This is a genomic window from Streptomyces sp. NPDC059787, from assembly GCF_042732315.1.
Taxonomy (GTDB): Bacteria; Actinomycetota; Actinomycetes; order Streptomycetales; family Streptomycetaceae; genus Streptomyces; species Streptomyces atrovirens.
The window spans coordinates 381,585-400,365 of sequence record NZ_JBHWHX010000001.1 but is presented as its reverse complement, the minus strand read 5'-3'; the positions used below and the strand labels follow the sequence as shown (position 1 = coordinate 400,365).

General features: G+C 74.5%; 13 protein-coding genes and 1 pseudogene. 5 read left to right on the top strand and 9 right to left on the bottom strand.

The window, feature by feature from the left end; all coding sequences use genetic code 11:
• Positions 1-30: 30 nt before the first annotated feature.
• Positions 31-420 (top strand): annotated as a pseudogene (locus ACFV5H_RS01945) (ALF repeat-containing protein); the annotation flags it as partial.
• A 22-nt stretch (positions 421-442) separates the two neighbouring features.
• On the opposite strand, the gene purH reads toward ACFV5H_RS01945, so the two are convergent.
• A complete protein-coding gene (gene purH, locus ACFV5H_RS01940) occupies positions 443-2,029 on the bottom strand; it encodes a bifunctional phosphoribosylaminoimidazolecarboxamide formyltransferase/IMP cyclohydrolase (RefSeq protein WP_385048087.1) in 1,587 nt (528 codons plus the stop codon).
• Positions 2,026-2,664 (bottom strand): phosphoribosylglycinamide formyltransferase, encoded by a 639-nt coding sequence (gene purN / locus ACFV5H_RS01935; protein ID WP_384706668.1) that lies wholly within the window; start codon positions 2,662-2,664, stop codon positions 2,026-2,028. The genes purH and purN overlap by 4 nt, the downstream gene beginning before the upstream one ends.
• Positions 2,665-3,038: 374 nt before the next feature.
• Between purN and ACFV5H_RS01930 the strand changes: the two genes are divergently transcribed.
• Positions 3,039-3,812, top strand: coding sequence for a hypothetical protein (locus ACFV5H_RS01930; RefSeq protein ID WP_385192234.1), 774 nt, complete (start codon positions 3,039-3,041; stop codon positions 3,810-3,812).
• A gap of 9 nt (positions 3,813-3,821) precedes the next feature.
• Here the strand turns inward: ACFV5H_RS01930 and ACFV5H_RS01925 are convergent, their stop codons facing one another.
• Positions 3,822-5,675, bottom strand: coding sequence for a DUF6350 family protein (locus ACFV5H_RS01925; RefSeq protein ID WP_385048093.1), 1,854 nt, complete (start codon positions 5,673-5,675; stop codon positions 3,822-3,824).
• Between the two features lie 96 nt (positions 5,676-5,771).
• On the opposite strand from ACFV5H_RS01925, the gene ACFV5H_RS01920 reads away from it, so the two are divergent.
• Positions 5,772-6,944, top strand: a complete 1,173-nt coding sequence (locus tag ACFV5H_RS01920) for a helix-turn-helix domain-containing protein (protein ID WP_385048096.1) — start codon at positions 5,772-5,774, stop codon at positions 6,942-6,944.
• Between the two features lie 91 nt (positions 6,945-7,035).
• On the opposite strand, the gene sucD is transcribed toward ACFV5H_RS01920, so the two are convergent.
• The 6 genes from sucD to ACFV5H_RS01890 all read right to left on the bottom strand — a co-directional run bounded on the left by sucD (position 7,036) and on the right by ACFV5H_RS01890 (position 15,517).
• Entirely contained in the window at positions 7,036-7,920 is an 885-nt protein-coding gene (gene sucD / locus ACFV5H_RS01915; RefSeq protein ID WP_385048099.1) for a succinate--CoA ligase subunit alpha, read from the bottom strand.
• A 22-nt stretch (positions 7,921-7,942) separates the two neighbouring features.
• Positions 7,943-9,121, bottom strand: coding sequence for an ADP-forming succinate--CoA ligase subunit beta (sucC, locus tag ACFV5H_RS01910; protein WP_385048102.1), 1,179 nt, complete (start codon positions 9,119-9,121; stop codon positions 7,943-7,945).
• A 529-nt stretch (positions 9,122-9,650) separates the two neighbouring features.
• On the bottom strand, positions 9,651-10,688 hold the full coding sequence (locus ACFV5H_RS01905; protein ID WP_385192231.1) for a hypothetical protein: 1,038 nt from the start codon (positions 10,686-10,688) through the stop codon (positions 9,651-9,653).
• 157 nt (positions 10,689-10,845) lie between these two features.
• Complete coding sequence (locus ACFV5H_RS01900; RefSeq protein WP_385048108.1) at positions 10,846-12,027, bottom strand: vWA domain-containing protein; 1,182 nt, start codon at positions 12,025-12,027, stop codon at positions 10,846-10,848.
• Complete coding sequence (locus ACFV5H_RS01895; RefSeq protein WP_385192229.1) at positions 12,024-14,354, bottom strand: DUF5682 family protein; 2,331 nt, start codon at positions 14,352-14,354, stop codon at positions 12,024-12,026. Before ACFV5H_RS01895 ends, ACFV5H_RS01900 begins: the two co-directional genes overlap by 4 nt.
• On the bottom strand, positions 14,351-15,517 hold the full coding sequence (locus ACFV5H_RS01890; RefSeq protein ID WP_385048114.1) for an AAA family ATPase: 1,167 nt from the start codon (positions 15,515-15,517) through the stop codon (positions 14,351-14,353). The genes ACFV5H_RS01895 and ACFV5H_RS01890 overlap by 4 nt, the downstream gene beginning before the upstream one ends.
• Positions 15,518-15,649: 132 nt before the next feature.
• On the opposite strand from ACFV5H_RS01890, the gene ACFV5H_RS01885 reads away from it, so the two are divergent.
• The gene (locus ACFV5H_RS01885; RefSeq protein ID WP_385192226.1) at positions 15,650-16,993 is read left to right on the top strand and encodes an SWIM zinc finger family protein; all 1,344 of its coding nucleotides are present in this window, start codon (positions 15,650-15,652) and stop codon (positions 16,991-16,993) included.
• 112 nt (positions 16,994-17,105) lie between these two features.
• Positions 17,106-18,734, top strand: coding sequence for a DUF5691 domain-containing protein (locus ACFV5H_RS01880; RefSeq protein WP_385048120.1), 1,629 nt, complete (start codon positions 17,106-17,108; stop codon positions 18,732-18,734).
• Positions 18,735-18,781 lie beyond the last annotated feature (47 nt).

Below are 18,781 nucleotides of genomic sequence, written 5' to 3'. Positions count from 1 at the left end.
TGAAAGCGCGTCAAGCAGGAGATCTACGAACTCCTCGACGCGCCCACCCCCGAAAAGCTCCGCACCTGGCTGGAGACCGGCTACCGGCTCGCGCAGTACGAGGACGACAAGGTCGCCGTCTTCACCATCCTCGGCAAGCCCTACGCCGGAAAGCGCGTCAAGCAGGAGATCTACGAACTCCTCGACGCGCCCACCCCCGAAAAGCTCCGCACCTGGCTGGAGACCGGCTACCGGCTCGCGCAGGCCGAGGACGACCGCGTGGCCGTCGCGCGGATGCTGGCCGATCCGGACATCAGCGCCGCCCTCCGCGCGGCCGCGGAAGAGGTCATCGACGGTACGCCGGAGGAACTGCGGTACTTCCTGGAGACCGGCCAGTACGAGGTGGACAAGCAGGACACCTCCGCCCGGCCGCCCGTGTGAGCGGCCGGGCGGACGACAGCCGTCAGTGGAAGAAGTGGCGCGTGCCCGTGAAGTACATCGTCACGCCCGCCTTCTTCGCGGCCTCGACGACCAGTTCGTCGCGGACCGAGCCGCCGGGCTGGACCACGGCCTTCACGCCGGCCTCGGTGAGGATCTCCAGGCCGTCGGGGAACGGGAAGAACGCGTCCGAGGCGGCGTAGGAACCGGCCGCGCGCTCGGCGCCCGCCCGCTCCACCGCCAGCTTCGCGGAGTCGACGCGGTTGACCTGGCCCATGCCGACGCCGACGGAGGCGCCGTCCTTGGCGAGCAGGATCGCGTTGGACTTCACCGCGCGGCAGGCCTTCCAGGCGAAGGCGAGATCGGCCAGCTCCGCCTCGGAGAGTGCCTCGCCGGTGGCCAGCGTCCAGGTGGCCGGGTCGTCGCCCTCGGCCTGGAGGCGGTCGGTGACCTGGAGCAGGGCGCCGCCGTCGATCGGCTTGACCTCGACCGGGGCGGACGGGGCCTCGGGGGCGCGCAGCACCCGGATGTTCTTCTTCTTGGTGAGGGCGTCGAGGGCGCCCTCCTCGTAGTCCGGCGCGACGATGACCTCGGTGAAGATCTCCGCGACCTGCTCGGCCATCTCCCTGGACACCGGGCGGTTGACCGCGATCACACCGCCGAACGCGGACAGCGGGTCGCAGGCGTGCGCCTTGCGGTGCGCCTCGGCGACGTCCGCGCCGGTCGCGATGCCGCACGGGTTGGCGTGCTTGATGATCGCGACGGCCGGCCCGTCGTGGTCGTACGCGGCACGGAGGGCGGCGTCCGTGTCCGTGTAGTTGTTGTACGACATCTCCTTGCCGTGCAGCTGCTCGGCCTCGGCGAGGCCGCCCCCCGCGGCGGAGCCGCTATTGGACACAGTCGAGACGTAGAGGGCCGCGGGCTGGTGCGGGTTCTCGCCGTAGCGCAGGGTGTTCTTGCGCTCCCAGGTGGCGCCGAGGAAGTCGGGGAACTGCGAGTCGTCGACCGGGGCGTACTCGGAGGCGAACCAGCTCGCGACGGCGACGTCGTACGCGGCCGTGTGCTGGAAGGCCTCCGCGGCGAGCCGCTTGCGGGTGGTGAGGTCGAAGCCGCCGTCCTGGACCGCGGCGAGGACGTCGCCGTAGCGGGCGGGGCTGGTCACGACGGCGACCGAGGGGTGGTTCTTGGCGGCGGCGCGCACCATAGACGGGCCGCCGATGTCGATCTGCTCCACGCACTCGTCGGGCGTCGCGCCCGAGGCGACGGTCTCGCGGAACGGGTAGAGGTTCACGACGACGAGGTCGAACGGCTCCACGCCCAGCTCGGCGAGCTGCCGCTGGTGGTCCTCCAGGCGCAGGTCGGCGAGGATGCCGGCGTGGACCTTCGGGTGCAGGGTCTTGACGCGGCCGTCCAGGCACTCGGGGAAGCCGGTGAGCTCCTCGACCTTGGTGACGGGGACGCCCGCGGCGGCGATCCTCGCGGCGGTGGACCCGGTGGAGACGAGCTCCACGCCGGCCTCGTGCAGGCCGCGCGCGAGGTCCTCGAGGCCGGTCTTGTCGTAGACGGAGACGAGCGCCCGTCGGATGGCCCGCTTGTTGCTCTCGGCGGTCACTGGATAACTACCTTTCGTCCCTCAATGCGGTAGCCGTTGCGGGCGAGGAGCCCCACGACCTCGACGAGCAGCCTTCGCTCGACGTCCTTGATGCGCTCGTGCAGAGCGCTCTCGTCGTCCTCGTCCCGGACCTCCACCACGCCCTGCGCGATGATCGGCCCGGTGTCGACGCCGTCGTCGACGAAGTGGACGGTGCAGCCGGTGACCTTGGCGCCGTACGCGAGTGCGTCCCGTACGCCGTGGGCTCCGGGGAAACTGGGCAGCAGGGCGGGGTGGGTGTTGACGAACCGCCCGCCGAAACGCGCGAGGAACTCCTTCCCCACGATCTTCATGAACCCGGCGGACACCACGAGGTCGGGTTCGTGGGCGGCGACGGCCTCGGCGAGCGCCGCGTCCCACTCCTCGCGGGTCGGGTGGTCCTTGACCTTGCACACGAAGGTCGGCAGCCCGGCGCGCTCGGCGCGGGCCAGCCCCTCGATGCCCTCGCGGTCGGCGCCGACGGCCACGATCTCCGCCCCGTACGCCTCGGCGCCGGTGGCGGCGATCTCGTCGAGGAGCGCCTGGAGGTTGGTGCCGGATCCGGAGACCAGCACGACGAGACGCCTGGCGCGCTCGGCCACGGGCTTGGCGGCCACGGTGGGGCCCTTTCTCGGGGAGCGTCTGTACGGTCGGCGGCACAGCGCTTTGTACATTCCTACGAATGCTTCGCGTCCCCGGATACGGGGAAGCCTACGAAGCGGCCGACCGTCAGCAACGATACCGGCACACCGGGCGGCCCCCACGGGACGGGGGCGTGGCCGGAAGGTAGCGTCTGGGAAGAGCCGGTCCTGGAACGTCGGGGCGCGTGGGAACGCGAACCGTGCACCGGGCGTTCACAGGATGACGGACCCGGGCAGCGGAGAGCCGACGGGAACGCGCCGGTTCACCAGCCCAGTCGTAGTCGAATACGTCGTGCGAGGCGGCCTCGCCGGACCACGCCGTGCTTCATTAAGGGGAAGACGCTCACTTGATGCCGGACCGCAGCCTGCGACTTCTCACGTTTCCCCAGCAGTCCGCCCAGGGAGGGGAGCGGGGTGCCGTGCTGCTGCGGGAGCGCCCCGCCTCGCCGCCCGACGCGCCCCGCGGCGAGGGCGGCGACGACGGGCGCCGTGGTGACGAAGGCGCCCGGGAGCCCCAGGACAGCAACCCGTTCGCGCCGCCGCCGGAGGGGACTCCCGACCGGCCCTGGCAGCCGAGGCACCCGTCCGGCGGGGAGGGCGGCGACCGCCCCTCCTGGGGCCGGAACTGGAGCGACCGGCAGCCCGGCCGCTCCCCCGGCGGTTTCGGTGAGCGCCCGCGCGGCCCCGAGGGGCAGGGCGGCGGTCCCCAGGGGCCCGGCATGCGCTGGGATCCCACGGACCCGGCCCAGCGCCGGGCGCGCCTCGCCCTGCTGTCCGGCATGTGGGCCTTCTTCTTCGGCCTGTTCAGCTGGCCGTACGTCGCGCTGCTGCTGGGCGCGCTCGCCCTGTACTGGGGCATCAGCGCCCTGCGCGGCAAGCCCCGTGCGCAGGACCCGGACGCCCCGGCGCCCGAGCCGAAGGGCCGCCCGCAGACCACGGCCGCGGTGAGCGGACTGGTCACGGGGTCGCTGGCGCTCGCCCTGGTCGCCGCGTCCTTCACGGCCCAGCTGGTCTACAGCGACTACTACACCTGCACCGACGACGCCCTCACCCAGGAGGCCCGCCAGTCCTGCGGCGATCTCCTCCCGGAGCAGCTGCGCGACCTCCTGGGGGACGGCGGCTGACACCCGTTCTCACTCCCGTGCGCCGGGCGTGGGGCCCTCCTCGCCCGGGGCGGTGATCGCGTCCCGCACGCCGAACGGCATGTCCCAGTCCCACAGGTCGGGCGCGGGCTCCCGGGTGCGGTGGAGCAGGTACGGCTCGTCGGGGTCGTCGTGCGGGAGGGGCGGGACCGGCCTGCCTCGTACGGGCGGCGCCGGCTTCGCCGCCTCCGGGGTGCGGTGGTTCCGTGGCGCACCGGGCATCGGCAGCCGGTTCCCCGGGATCCGGGGATTCCGTGGTGATCCGATCCCAAGAAGCCGGCTCCCCGGGCCCCGGCGGTTCCGTGACGATCCGGGACTCGGGAGCCGGTCTTCCGGAGCCCGGCGGTTCCGTGACGACCCCACTCCCGGAAGCCGGCTCCCCAGGCCCCGGCGGTTCCGTGACGATCCGGGACTCGGGAGCCGGTCTTCCGGAGCCCGGCGGTTCCGTGACGACCTCACTCCCGGAAGCCGGATCCCCACGCCCCGGCGGTTCCGTGGCGATCCCGGCACCGGCAGCCGGTTCCCCGCCTCGCCTCCGGGTGGGCGGCGGCGCCAGGCTCGTACCGTCAGGGCCGTGGGGACCGCCACCAGCGTGAGCCATGCCAGTGTCGCGGCTCCCACCTGCCACCACACCGGGCCGAACCGGGAGAGCGCGGCCACTCCCAGCGGCCCGCCCGCGAGCGCGGCGAGCACGGACAGCAGGGCCGCGCACAGCACGGCCGTCAGTCCCGCCGCCCCGGCGGTCCGGCCACGGGTCCAGGCCGGGGCGGGCGCCGGTCCGCTCCGCGCGGCGCCCCGGCCCACGAACCACCCCGCCACCAGTCCGGCCGTCACCGGCAGCGCCGCCGCCGCCCAGTTCGGCGCGGTCCCCGCTCCCGCGTCCGGCACCGCCGCGAGCAGCGGGAACGGCGGCAGCGACGGGGCGGGCGGGGAGAACAGCGGGGTCACTCGGGCACCGGTCCCGAGGAGGAAGCCGGGGCCGAGGGCGTACGCCGCCGCCCACACCACGGCGTTCGGCGCCAGCGTGACGCAGAGCAACAGCACCGCCAGCCATCCCGACCAGCCCTCCGTCAGCCGCAGGAACGCCTGCCGGGTCTCCCCGCCGTGCCATCCCAGCGACACCGCGAGCAGCAGCGTCCCGCCGCCGGCCAGCACCGCCGCCCCGGCCGCCGCCGCCCGCGCCACGACTCCGGGACGGCCGTCCGGTCCGAGGACCAGATGGCGTGCGCCCCTCGGCAGCACCGCGCCCAGCACCCGCTCCAGCGGTCCGCTCGGACGGCCGTACGCCGTCCACACCCCCGCGCCCGCGGCCAGTCCGGCGACCAGCGGCACGCACACGGCGGTCCCCTCCCACGCCGGCCGCAGCCCGCCGCCCGCGCAGTAGAGCGCGGCGGGCGCGCCGACGGCGAGGTAGCCGAGGAGGACGCCCGCCCACGCCGTACGGCCGGGGACCAGCGGGGTCTCCCCGGCGCCGCCCGCGCCGCCCTCCGCCGCGTCGCGGGCCGCCCGGTGCAGCAGCCACACCGGCAGCGCGAGCAGCAGCAGCGGTGGGACGCCCACGGGTGCGGGAACGCCGGAGAGGGTGTCGGCGCGGACCAGTTCGGCGCCATGGGCGAGCAGCCACAGCGCCGCCGCGACGTGCAGGGCGCCGCCGGGCCCGCTGTCGGGGTAGGGCGAGCTGATCCACAGCAGGATCACGAGGACGGCGAACGCCGCGAGCCCCAGTACGGCCGCGAGGGCGCCGCCGAGGAGGCCGGAGGCGAGCCCCGGCGAGCGGTCGCGCACGCGGGTGAGCAGGGCGGCCGGCGTCGTACGGCGAGCGGTCATCTGGTTCACGTCCGCCATGCTCCCAACGACACGCGCTTTCCCGGTGTAACGGGCGAAGCACGGCTGTGTCGCTCAATATACGTTTATGTACTTTTCCGGACGGAGGGGCGCCCAGTGACACGGAGCCCCGCCACCCCGCTCCCCTCACCCGACGAACGCCGGCACCTGCGCGCGGCGGCCTCACTGACGCGACGTCAGCTCGCGGAACGTGTGGGCGTCCGGCCCGGGACGGTGCGTGCGTGGGAGTCCGGCCGCAGCACACCGCGCGGCCGGAACCGGGAGGCGTACGCGAAGCTGCTGGCCGGCCTGGCGGAAGGGACCGCCGACGGCGGGGCCCGGGAGTCCGTCCCCGTTCGGCGGGAGGAGGCCGCGGCGGCGGTGACGGTGTGCTTGGAGGAACCGGCCGGTGACGGCCTTCGCGGCGCGGTCGCGCCGGAACCCTCCGCGTTCGCGCAGGCGCCCCCGCCGTCGTCGGCCTCCCGCGAGGGGCGGCTGACGCCCGCTCAGGCCTTCGACGCCCTGTACTCCTTCTGTGCCCCCGCCCTCGTCCGGCAGGCCTATCTGCTCACCGGCCACCGCGCACTCGCCCGCGAGTCCGTGGAGCGGGCCTTCCAGCTCGCCTGGGACCGCTGGCCCGAGGTGGCCCGGGACCCGGACCCGGCCGGCTGGGTGCGCGCGGCGGCGTACGAGTGGGCGCTCTCCCCGTGGCACCGGTACCGCCGCCGCCACCGGCAGCCCGAACCGCCGCCCCCCGACGAGGACGACCGGGCGCTCCTGGAGGTGCTGCTGCGCCTGCCGCCGCCGTACCGCCGCACGCTCCTGCTGTACGACGGCCTCGGCCTCGGTCTGCCCGAGACGGCGGCGGAGACGGAGGCCAGCACCCGGGCGACGGCCGGCCGGCTGACGCACGCGCGCGAGACCGTCGCCGCCCGGCTCCCGGAACTGTCGGACCCGGGCGAGCTGCACCGGCGGCTGGCCGAGCTGGCCTCCACCGGGCGGCTGCGGGCGGCCGAGCCGCCGGTGGTGCGCGGCGGCAGCGAGCGCCGGGCCCGGTTCTGGACCCGGGCCGCCGTCACGTTCACGGTCGCACTGATCGGCACCACGGCGCTCACCCTGTGTACGGCCCCGACCGGCTACGAGCCACCGGTGCCGCCGGGCGAGACGGTGCGGGGCGTTCCGCCGCGGGTGGCGCCCGGACCCCTCTCGGAGGACGAGCGGGAGCTGCGCGACCGGCTGCGGGAGGAGCTGCCGGGGGGACCGGAACGGCTGGCGCCGCAGACGCGTTGACCTGGGCCGGAGACGACGGTGGGCCCGTCCCCCACTGCGGGGAACGGGCCCACCCGTACGGTGTCGCTCGGCGTGGCTCTGCGCCGCCCGCTCAGCCGGCGAGGATCGCGCGCGCCAGCTTCGCCGTCTCGGTCGGGGTCTTGCCGACCTTGACGCCGGCGGCCTCGAGGGCCTCCTTCTTCGCGGCGGCCGTGCCGGAGGAGCCGGAGACGATGGCGCCGGCGTGGCCCATGGTCTTGCCCTCGGGCGCGGTGAAGCCCGCGACGTAGCCGACGACCGGCTTCTTCACGTTCTCCGCGATGTAGGCCGCGGCCCGCTCCTCGGCGTCGCCGCCGATCTCACCGATCATCACGATCAGGTCGGTGTCGGGGTCGGCCTCGAACGCGGCGAGCGCGTCGATGTGCGTGGTGCCGATGACCGGGTCGCCGCCGATGCCCACGGCGGAGGAGAAGCCGATGTCACGCAGCTCGTACATCATCTGGTACGTCAGCGTGCCGGACTTCGAGACCAGGCCGATACGGCCCGGCTTGGTGATGTCGCCCGGGATGATGCCGGCGTTCGACTGACCGGGGGTGATCAGACCCGGGCAGTTCGGGCCGATGATCCGGGTCTTGTTGCCCTTCTCCACGGCGTACGCGTAGAAGGCGGCGGAGTCGTGCACCGCGATGCCCTCGGTGATGACGACCGCGAGCGGGATCTCGGCGTCGATGGCCTCGACCACGGCGGCCTTGGCGAAGGCCGGCGGGACGAAGAGGACGGACACGTTGGCGCCCGTCTTCTCCATCGCCTCGGCGACCGTGCCGAAGACCGGGATCTCGTTGCCGTCGATGTCGACGGACGTGCCCGCCTTGCGGGGGTTCACGCCACCGACGATGTTCGTGCCGTCGGCCAGCATGAGCTTGGTGTGCTTCATGCCCGTGGCACCGGTCATGCCCTGGACGATGACCTTGCTGTCCTTGTTGAGGAAGATAGCCATGGCTGTCTTAGTCCCTCTTCCCTTACTTCGCAGCCGCGAGCTCGGCGGCCTTGTCGGCCGCGCCGTCCATGGTGTCCACGCGCTGCACCAGCGGGTGGTTGGCGTCGGAGAGGATCTTGCGACCCAGCTCGGCGTTGTTGCCGTCGAGGCGGACGACGAGGGGCTTGGTGACTTCCTCGCCCTTGTCCGCGAGCAGCTGCAGCGCCTGCACGATGCCGTTGGCGACCTCGTCGCACGCGGTGATGCCGCCGAAGACGTTGACGAAGACGGACTTGACGTCCGGGTCGCCGAGGATGATCTCCAGGCCGTTCGCCATGACGGCGGCGGAGGCGCCACCACCGATGTCGAGGAAGTTGGCGGGCTTGACGCCGCCGTGCGCCTCACCGGCGTAGGCGACGACGTCCAGGGTGCTCATGACGAGACCCGCGCCGTTGCCGATGATGCCGACCTCACCGTCGAGCTTGACGTAGTTGAGGTTCTTCTCCTTGGCGGCCGCCTCGAGCGGGTTGGCCGAGGCCTTGTCCTGGAGGGCCTCGTGCTCCGGCTGGCGGAACTCGGCGTTCTCGTCCAGGGAGACCTTGCCGTCCAGGGCGATGACGTCACCGGAGGCGACCTTGGCCAGCGGGTTGACCTCGACGAGGAGCGCGTCCTCGGCGACGAAGGTCTTCCACAGGGTGACCAGGACGTCGGCGACCTTGTCGGCGACCTCGGCCGGGAAGTTCGCGGCCTCGACGATCTCGCGGGCCTTGGCGGGGGTCACACCCTCGTTGGCGTCGATCGGCGTCTTGGCGACGGCCTCGGGGCGGGTGGCCGCCACCTCCTCGATCTCCATGCCGCCCTCGACGGAGGCGATGGAGAGGAAGGTGCGGTTGGCACGGTCGAGGAGGAAGGAGACGTAGTACTCCTCCAGGATCTCCGGGGCCGTCTCGGCGATCATCACCTTGTGGACCGTGTGGCCCTTGATGTCCATGCCGAGGATGTTGGTCGCGTGCTCGACCGCCTCGTCGGAGGTGGCGGCGAGCTTGACGCCGCCGGCCTTGCCTCGGCCGCCGACCTTCACCTGGGCCTTGACGACGGACTTGCCACCGAGACGCTCGGTGGCTGCGCGGGCCGCCTCAGGCGTGTCGATGACTTCACCGGCCAGCACCGGTACATCGTGCTTGGCGAAGAGGTCCCTCGCCTGGTACTCGAACAGGTCCACGCGCTTCCGTCCCTATCAGTGATCTCGCGGTTCGTTGGATGCGTGGGCGTGCCGCGAAGGGCAACGTGACGTCCGCTGTGTCACAAGGGAGGCGCACACGGTGTCCGAGCGCGCGGCATGTCCGTCTCGCAGGTTATCGCCGCTTGGGGGACCTCTCTAAATCGCGGGTCACACGTGAGCGGTGATACCTGTCACATGATGCCTCCATCTCTGGCACGGCGTGCCGGGCGTGAGGGGCCTCACCGGGCTGGGGTTGGCCCGGTGAGGCCCTTTCGAACAGCCCGGAGGGGCGGTGAACGCCCTGTTCTCCGGGATGCGGGGTGGCCGGCCCCCACCCCAATGGGGGCCGGCCGCCCCTCCACGAGGTTCCGACCGGACAGTCCGACGGCTTTCGGCTGTCCGGGTCCTGATGCCCCGCGGAGCCTTTGGCACCCGTGAGTCGGGTACGGGTGGAACACGGAGGGTGCCGGACGGGCAGGCCGACGCGCTGCCCTCGCGCGCACGTGTCCGTGGCGAGGAGGGGGCGGCCCTAAGCGGGTGAGACCGGAACGTCCCGGTACGGGTCCCGCGTACCGGTCGCCTCGGCGCGCTCGGCGGCGCCGGGTACGAGCCGGAGCGGCGGCCGGTGATGTGCGGTGACGGCGCAGGCGTCACCGTGCCGCGGTGCGCCGTGGTCCACGGCCGAGCGGCTGCCCGTCGTGCCGTCCGGCTGACCGGCGGGAGCACCGGGAGCGTGCGGTGCGGGGGCCGGGGCGGTGCCCTCGGCCCGCACGGCGTCCTGTACGGCGTTCCGCGTGGGCCGGTGTCCGTGGTCGTCGTGCGTCGCGCCGACGGCACGGGCCGGCTCCGGGCCGTGGGTGACGGGGCCCGCGGCCGGCCGCCCCGGGGCCCCGGACGGTCCGCCCGACCCCTTCGGCTCGTCCGGGGCGTCCCGCCCCGGCGCGTCGGGCGGCGGTGTCGAGGCGTCCGGCTGCGGGTCGGGTGTGCTGGGCCCGGGGAGCGGCTGTTCCGGTGCGTCGGGCAGGTGCGGGAGCTCCGGCAGCGGCGCGGGCTGCTCCAGGCCCGGGAGCGCGGGCAAGGTCGGCAGGGCGGGGAGCGTGGGCAGGGCGGGCAAGGTCGGCAGGGCGGGGAGCGTGGGCAGGGCGGGGAGCTGCCCCGGTGTCACCTCGTCCAGCCGGTCGGTCACCGTGCCGACCAGTTCCCCGGCCGGCCGTACGACCCGCTCGTCCACGGACCGGACCACGGTCTCGGTCAGCGGACGGATCGGGTCGGTCACGTCCGCGCGCGGCACGGTGAGGGCCTCGACGACCGACGCGGGACGACCGTTCGAGTCCGGGTCGGGCGCGGTGCCCGAGCCGGTCGGCACCACGGATCCGATGGTGACGGACCCGACGGCGGAGGAGGTCACCTCGACCGGCCCGCCGTCCGCCGCCCGTGCCCGTTCCCCGCACAGCACGCCGAGCGCGAACACCGCGCCCACCAGCAGTGCCAACCGGACCGCACGCCACCCGGCCGCCGCGCGCATCGCGCGCAGAGCGGCACCGGGCACGGCTGCTGACCAGGTCAAGGGGGGCGGGTCCTCCCGGACGGCGGGACGGATGAAGGCACTTCACGGGTCCCTGTAATCGAACAGCGCCGATCCTCGCACGCGACTCCCGAGGTTGCGCAAGCCCTCCGTTACCGATGGGTACTCATGTCCGTTTTCACCGGCCCGAGTCCGCTCCTCATCCCGCGTCCGGTATCGGCAACGGCCGCTTCTCGATCGCCGCCGCCATCACCTCCGGGAACAGATCGGGTGTACAGGCGAACGCCGGTGCGCCCAGCTCGGCGAGCGCCGCCGCGTGCTCCCTGTCGTACGCGGGCGCCCCCTCGTCGGACAGCGCGAGCAGCGTCACGAACCGCACCCCCGACGCCTTCATCGCCGCCACCCGCTTGAGCATCTCGTCGCGTATGCCCCCTTCGTAGAGGTCGCTGATCAGCACGACCACCGTCTCCGCCGGCCGGGTGATCCGCGACTGGCAGTACGCCAGCGCCCGGTTGATGTCCGTACCGCCGCCGAGCCGCGTGCCGAAGAGCACGTCGACGGGGTCGTCGAGCTGGTCGGTGAGGTCGACGACCGCCGTGTCGAACACGACGAGCCGGGTGTCGACCGACCGCATGGAGGCGAGCACCGCCCCGAACACCGACGCGTACACGACGGACGCCGCCATCGACCCGGACTGGTCGACGCAGAGGACGATCTCCTTCTTCACCGACCGCGCGGCACGCCCGTAGCCGACGAGCCGCTCGGGCACGACCGTCCGGTGCTCCGGGAGGTAGTGCTTGAGGTTGGCGGCGATCGTGCGGTTCCAGTCGATGTCGTGGTGGCGTGGCCGGCTGACGCGGGCGCTGCGGTCGAGGGCGCCCGTGAGGGTGGCCCGGGTGCGGGTGGCGAGCCGCTTCTCCAGGTCCTCGACGACCTTGCGCACGACCGCTCGTGCCGTCTCCTTCGTCGTCTCCGGCATCGCCTTGTCGAGTGACAGCAGCGTGCCGACGAGGTGGACGTCGGCCTCGACGGCCTCCAGCATCTCCGGTTCCAGCAGGAGCGTGGCGAGGCCGAGCCGGTCGATGGCGTCGCGCTGCATGACCTGGACGACGGAGGAGGGGAAGTAGGTCCGGATGTCCCCGAGCCAGCGGGCCACCGACGGTGCCGACGCTCCGAGCCCCGCCGAACGGTCCCGGCCCGCCTGCGGTCTGTCCCCCTTGCCGTAGAGCGCGGCGAGCGCTCCGTCCATCGCGGCGTCCTGCCCGGACAGGGCGTGTCCGGTGCCGTCGGCCGGGTCCCCGCCGAGCACGAGCCGCCAGCGCCGCAGCCGCTCCCGCGCCGGGTCCGTCGTCGTGGCCGCCTCGCCCTGTGTGTCCGTCATGCCGTCACCTCCGCCGGTTCGTCGCGCGCTCCCCCGTCGTCCCCGTCCGGCCCGAGCAGCAGCCGCAGGACCGGCAGCACGGCGTCCGCGCGGGCGGTGTCGGGGTCGGGGGCGAAGCCGGGGGTGCCGGACAGCGCGGTCGCCGCGCTCCCGCGTGTCCCCGGTCCGCGCCGGACCAGTTCACCGAGGGTGCGCCGCACCCCCGGCTCGTACGCCGAGAACGTCCGCCGCAGCAGCGGCAGTACGTCCGTGAACGCCTCCGCCGGTACGTCCGTCAGCCAGGTGTCGACCAGCCCGAGCAGCCGCTCGTCGTGGACCAGGAGCAGTCCGCCGCCCGAGCCGCCGCCGACGAAGCCCTCGATCCACGCGGCCGCGTCCGCCGGCGGGGTGCCCGGCGACAGCACGAGCCCCATGAGCCGCGCCGCCTCGTCCTGCGCCAGCTCCCCGTCGTCCAGCAGCAGCCGCACGGACCGCCCCCGTATGACGCCGGGCACGGTGTCCCGTGCGGACAGGGTCCGCAGCACCGACTGCCAGCGGGCGCGCAGCTTCCCGTGGCCCGGTGCGGGGGCGTCGCCGAGGAGACCCATCGCGCCGTGCACCGCGTCGACATGGCGCCGCATCCCGTCGGCGGCGTCCGCGTCCAGCGCCGCGCAGGCCGGGGGCAGTCCGACGAAGACCCGCTCGGCGAGACCGGCGGCGACCTCGGCCAGCACCGCGGTGTCGGTGCCGCGTACGTCGCCGTAGCGCAGCGAGCGGACCAGGGCGGGCAGCGCCTGGGCGAGATGGCCGACGTCCGTGTCGAGGGCCGCGCGGTCGGTGAGGATCCGCATCACCGTGGGCAGCGCCTCGGGCAGTGCGGCCAGCAGGCAGTGCTCGGCGAGCCCGGTGACCTCGGCGAGGCCCCGCGCGCCGACGGCGTCCGCCTCCGCCTTGGCGGTCGCGGCGGCGAGCACGGTCGTCCCCCAGACCCCGGCCTCGGCGACCCGCACGGACAGCTCGGGCTCCCAGCGCAGCCGCCAGGTCTCCCGGAAGGTCCCCGTGCCGCCACGTGCGGCGGCCGGCTCTCCCCAGCCGATGCCGAGCAACCGCAGCCGGTGCAGCAGTCTGCCGCGCTCCGCGTCGGTCTCCTTGCGCAGGTCGAGCTCCAGCTCCCGCTCCCCGGCCTCGGGGCTCAGCCGCAGCCGGCGCTGGATCCGCGCGAGGTCCCGCTGCAACGGCACGGCGGGTGCCGTCGTCGGCACCTCCCCGAGCGCGTCGCCGACGACCAGCCGGTCGTGCACCAGTGCCAGCGGCACGTCGGAGCCCTCGCACATCACCGCCCGTACGGCGTCGGTCGTCTCGCTCAGGCCGGGCAGCGGACGACCGCGCAGCACGGCGAGGGTCTCCGCCAGCCGTACGGCCTCGATGACGTGCGCGGAGGAGACGGTCCGGTCCTCGGCCCGCAGCAGCCCGGCCACCTTGGTCAGCCACCGCTCGACCGGCCGGTCCGGAGCGCCGAACAGGTGCCCGTACCAGCCCGGGGAGTCGATGCCCGCGCCGTAGCCGCTCGTCCGGGAGAGTCTGCGGTGGGTCCAGGGCACCCAGGTCATGTCCGTCTTCACCCTGGGCAGCCCTTTCAGCAGGGCGCGGTCGGCGGCGACGGTGGCCTTCCGCCGCAGCGCCGGCACGTGCCAGGCCCCGCAGACCACGGCCACGCCGTCCTCGAACTCCCGCCGCGCCGCCCGGATCCGCAGCCGCATGTGCGCCTCGCGCACGAGGTCCCGCCGGTGTCCCCCGTTTCCGTACTCCTCCCGCAGCGCGGTCATGGCCTCCTCGAGCGCGGTGAACGACGCCATCGCGTCCCCCTCGCCCACGCCCCGGTGCTCGACGACGTCCTCCCACCACCGCTCCGCGTCGTCGTACCCGGCGGCTTCGGCGAGCGTCCCCAGGGGGTCGACCCGCACGTCGTCGCCCGCGCCGGGCTCGGGGTCCTCGTCGTCCTCCCAGGCCAGGGTGTGCGTGGCCGGCAGGTCGATGAAACGGGCCGGGACCTTGTGCTCCACCGCCCAGCGGAGCGCGACCCACTCCGGGGAGAACTCGGCCAGCGGCCAGAAGGCCGAGCGGCCGGGTTCGTCCACCGCGTGGGCGAGCAGCGCGACGGGCGGTCGCATGTCCTCCTCGGCGGCGAGCGGGACCAGCGCGTCCGCCTCCGGCGGGCCCTCGATCAGCACGGCGTCCGGCCGGGCCTCCTCCAGGACCGCCCGGACCGCCCGTGCGGACCCCGGCCCGTGGTGCCGCACGCCGAGCAGGAGCGGCCCCACGGTGTCCGCCCTCCTGTCGTCCTTCATCCACTGACCTCCCGGCAGGCCCGGTAGAAGTCCTTCCAGCCGTCGCGCTCGCGGACCACGGTCTCCAGGTACTCCTGCCAGACGACGCGGTCCGCCGCCGGGTCGCGGACGACCGCGCCGAGGATGCCCGCGGCGACGTCCCCGGCCCGCAGCACGCCGTCGCCGAAGTGGGCGGCGAGCGCCAGCCCGCCCGTGACGACGGAGATCGCCTCGGCGGTCGACAGCGTGCCGCTGGGCGACTTGAGCTTCGTACGGCCGTCGGTGGTGACCCCGTCGCGCAGCTCGCGGAAGACGGTGACGACCCGGCGGATCTCGTCGATGCCGTCGGGCACGGCCGGCAGGTCGAGGGAGCGGCCGATCTGGTCGACCCGGCGCGAGACGATGTCGACCTCCGCCTCCGGGGTCTCCGGCAGCGGCAGCACCACGGTGTTGAAGCGGCGGCGCAGGGCGCTGGACAGGTCGTTGACCCCGCGGTCGCGGTCGTTGGCCGTGGCGATCAGGTTGAAGCCGCGGACGGCCTGCACCTCCTGGCCCAGCTCCGGTATCGGCAGCGTCTTCTCCGACAGGAGGGTGATCAGCGTGTCCTGGACGTCGGCCGGGATGCGGGTCAGCTCCTCGACGCGGGCCGTCATGCCCTCCGCCATGGCCCGCATCACCGGGCTGGGCACGAGGGCGTCGCGGCTGGGGCCGTGGGCGAGCAGCCGGGCGTAGTTCCAGCCGTAGCGGATGGCCTCCTCCGGGGTGCCGGCCGTGCCCTGCACGAGCAGGGTGGAGTCGCCGCTGACCGCGGCGGCCAGGTGTTCGGAGACCCAGGTCTTCGCGGTGCCGGGCACGCCGAGCAGGAGCAGGGCGCGGTCGGTGGCGAGGGTGCTCACCGCGACCTCGACGATGCGGCGCGGGCCGATGTACTTCGGCGTGACGACCGTGCCGTCCGGCAGTGTGCCGCCGAGCAGGTAGGTGGCGACGGCCCAGGGCGACAGCCGCCAGCGGGCGGGGCGGGGACGGTCGTCCTGTGCCGTCAGCGCGGCGAGTTCGGCGGCGAAGGCGTCCTCGGCGTGCGGTCGCAGCGTCTGCGCGGGCGACGCGGCCGCGGTCGCGGCGTTCGCGGGCGCGGAGCCGTTCCGCGTCGGGTCGACGGGCGTCGGTCCAACGGACACAGTCATGGCGGAGTCCCCCTCCAGCTCGGCCGGTTCGGATCTGTCACCAACCGTGCACCACGCCACTGACAATCGCTCTGACCTGCGCGAATGCGCTCGCCGGGGCGATTGTCAGTGCCGGGATCTAGTTTCGGTGGCATGACTCAGCAGGGGGTGCGCTGGACCGCGGACCAGGTGCTGGCACTGGCGCCTGACCCCGCGTCGCGCAGGGCGGGGAGCAGACTCGGCGCGGCCGGTCCGTGGTCCGGGACCGGCAGTTCGGGAGAGGGGACGGTGTGGGGGCTGTGCGAGGGCAGTGGGAGCACTCCGTACCGGACGGTCGTCGACATCGCGGACGCCTCCGGGCCCGCGTACCACTGCAGTTGCCCGAGCCGTGAGTTCCCGTGCAAGCACGCGCTCGGTCTGCTGCTGCTCTGGTCGGGCGGGGACGGGGCGGTCCCGCGGGGGGAGGCTCCGGAGTGGGCCGAGCAGTGGATGGCGGGCCGGCGCACGCGCACGGAAGAGAAGCGGACCTCGGGCTCCTCGGGTTCCGCCGGTCCGGAGGCGGCGCGGCGCAGGGCGGAGCGCCGGGCCGAGCGGGTGACGGCGGGCGCGGTGGAGCTGGAGCAGCGCCTGGCGGATCTGCTCCGCGGCGGCCTGGCGGCGGCCGAGCAGTCGGGGGACGGGCTGTGGGAGGAGACCGCGGCCCGCATGGTCGACGCCCAGGCGCCGGGGCTGGCCGCCCGGGTGCGGGAGCTGGGGGCGCTCGCCGGCACCGGGCCGGGCCGGCCGGTGCGGCTGCTGGAGGAGTGCGCGCTGCTCCACCTCCTCGGCCGGGGCTGGCTGCGCCGGGAGCGGCTGCCGGAGGGCCTGGCCGCGACGGTCCGCTCCCGTATCGGCCTGCCCGCGCCGGCGGACGGTCCGGCGGTACGGGACCACTGGCTGGTCCTCGCCCAGTACGACACGGCGGACAGCCGTCTGACGACCCGCCGCGTCTGGCTGTACGGCACGGGCTCGGGGCGCACGGCACTGCTCCTCTCCTACGGTGCGGCGGGCCGCGCCCCGGAGCTCGCGCTGCCGGTCGGGCTGGCCCTCGACGCGGAGCTGTCCGCGTACCCGGGCGCGGGGCAGCCACGGGCGGCCCTGGGTGAGCGGTTCGCGCCGCCCGCGCCGACGGACGTACGGCCACCGGGGACGACGACGGCCCGGGCGGCGGCCCGCTACGGCGAGGCGCTGCGCGACGACCCCTGGCTGGACTCGGTCCCGGTGACGCTGGACCGGGTGATACCGGCTCCGGACGGTGACGGCTGGCAGCTGGCCGACGCCGACGAGGACGCGGCCCTGCCGCTCACGCCGGCCGCGCGGTCCCGCCCCGGTCTGTGGCGTCTGGTCGCCCTGTCGGGCGGCGCCCCGGTCAGGGTCTTCGGCGAGTGCGGCCACCAGGGATTCACTCCGTTGGCGGTATGGCCGGAGGGGCCCGGTGCGGCGGTGCCGCTGTGCTGAGCGGCGCGCTCACCCCCGTTCCCGTCCGCCCCAGGAATCTTTCGGACATCACTGGACACTCGGCGCGTGTGAGTCTTCGACCGTGCCGGGACGCCCGTCGGAAAGGAAGCTCATGAGCAGGACGACCACCGCCGTGGACGCGCCTCTCCCGGATTCCTGGGAGGAGCTGGTGACCACGGCCCTGCTGGGCACGGACCGGCGTACACCGGCGGGCTCCGCGCCCGGGCCGGACGCGCCGTCGGCCCTGCTGGACGCGGCGGCCGTGGCGACCGTACGGCGACGTGCCGGGCTGCGGCCCGGGCGGGCCGCGGAGCGTCCGCGGCCGGCCCCCGAGGACCCGCGCCCTCCGCTGCCGTCCGCCGCCGCGCGCCGGCTCGCCATGCTGCTCGCCGACCGTCCCGGCACCGCGGGCGGTGGCCGCCGGGGCGCGGCTCCGGACCTCATGGAGCTGCTGCCCCAGTGGCTGGCGGCGGCGAACGCCCGCGGTTTCGCGGCGCCCCCGGCCGCGCTGCCCGCCCTGCTCGACGCCGCGCGAGGACGGACCGACCTGCGTCCGGCGGCGCTGCGGTTCGCGGGGCCGCGCGCCCGGTGGCTGGCCCGGTTCAACCCGGACTGGCGGTTCGCCCTGCGCTCCGCACCGGGCGGGGGCACGTCCGTGCCCCGTCTCCACGACACGGAGGGCATACGGCGGCTCTGGCAGGAGGGCCTCTTCGCCGAACGGGTCGCCCTCCTCACCGCCCTCCGCTCCCGCAAGCCGGCCACCGCGCGGGAACTCCTCTCGGCGAGCTGGGCGACGGAGCGGGCGGAGGACCGCCTGATGTTCCTGGACTCGCTGCGCACCGGGCTCGGCCCGGACGACGAGCCCTTCCTGGAGCAGGCCCTGGCCGACCGCAGCCGCAACGTACGGGCGACGGCGGCGGAGCTGCTGTCGGCGCTGCCCGGCTCCGCGCTGGCGGAACGCATGGCGGTCCGGGCCGGGGCGTGTGTGGCCGTCGACCACACGCGGGACACACCGACGATCGCCGTCGAGGCGCCGCACGAATGCGACGCGGGCATGGAACGCGACGGTGTGATGGCCAGGGCCCCGGCGGGCCGGGGCGAACGGTCCTGGTGGCTCGGCCAGTTGGTGGAGGCGGCACCCCTGGGAAGCTGGTCGCGGCGACTCGGCGGGCGTACGCCGCGGGAGATCGTGGCGCTGCCGGTGGCGGACGACTGGCAGAGCGAACTGCACGCGGCCTGGTGCCGGGCGGCGGTACGGCAGCGCGACGCGGCGTGGTCCCGGGCGCTGCTCGGGGAGCCCTCCGCGCCGGAGGCGGGCGGTCCGGGGGCGGTGTCCCTGGCCGAACGCGCCAAGCTGCTCGGCACGCTGGACGCCGCCGAACGGGCCGAGTGGGTGGCCGGATTCATCGAGACGCATGGTCTGTCCGAGGCGTTCCAGCTGCTCGGGGTGTGTGCCGTGCCCTGGGCGGCGCCGGTCGGACGGGCGGTGGTCGACGCGCTCGACATCGCGCGTGACGCAGGGAGTTATCCATGGAGTTTCAGCGGAGTCATGGGCCTGGCCGAACGCTGCCTCGACCCGTCCGAGGCCGGCCGCCTCGACGCGCTCCTGGCGATACCGGACGAGCCGGAGAACGCGTCACCCGGAGCCGGCGGCTACTGGTCGGAAGCCTTCCAACGCCTGGTCACCACCCTGCACCTACGCGCGACCATCCTCACAGAACTGACCCCGCCCACCTCGTGACCACCCCCGGTCGCACCTCCGCGGGCAGCTGCGCCGCGTCCACCGCG

Bases quoted from the DNA above. Each gene is read 5' to 3' on its own strand.
- ACFV5H_RS01930 (WP_385192234.1), top strand. From the start codon at position 3,039: ATGCCGGACCGCAGCCTGCGACTTCTCACGTTTCCCCAGCAGTCCGCC.
- ACFV5H_RS01925 (WP_385048093.1), bottom strand. From the start codon at position 5,675: ATGGCGGACGTGAACCAGATGACCGCTCGCCGTACGACGCCGGCCGCC.
- sucD (WP_385048099.1), bottom strand. From the start codon at position 7,920: ATGGCTATCTTCCTCAACAAGGACAGCAAGGTCATCGTCCAGGGCATG.
- ACFV5H_RS01900 (WP_385048108.1), bottom strand. From the start codon at position 12,027: ATGACGGACACACAGGGCGAGGCGGCCACGACGACGGACCCGGCGCGG.
- ACFV5H_RS01895 (WP_385192229.1), bottom strand. From the start codon at position 14,354: ATGAAGGACGACAGGAGGGCGGACACCGTGGGGCCGCTCCTGCTCGGC.
- ACFV5H_RS01890 (WP_385048114.1), bottom strand. From the start codon at position 15,517: ATGACTGTGTCCGTTGGACCGACGCCCGTCGACCCGACGCGGAACGGC.
- ACFV5H_RS01885 (WP_385192226.1), top strand. From the start codon at position 15,650: ATGACTCAGCAGGGGGTGCGCTGGACCGCGGACCAGGTGCTGGCACTG.
- ACFV5H_RS01880 (WP_385048120.1), top strand. From the start codon at position 17,106: ATGAGCAGGACGACCACCGCCGTGGACGCGCCTCTCCCGGATTCCTGG.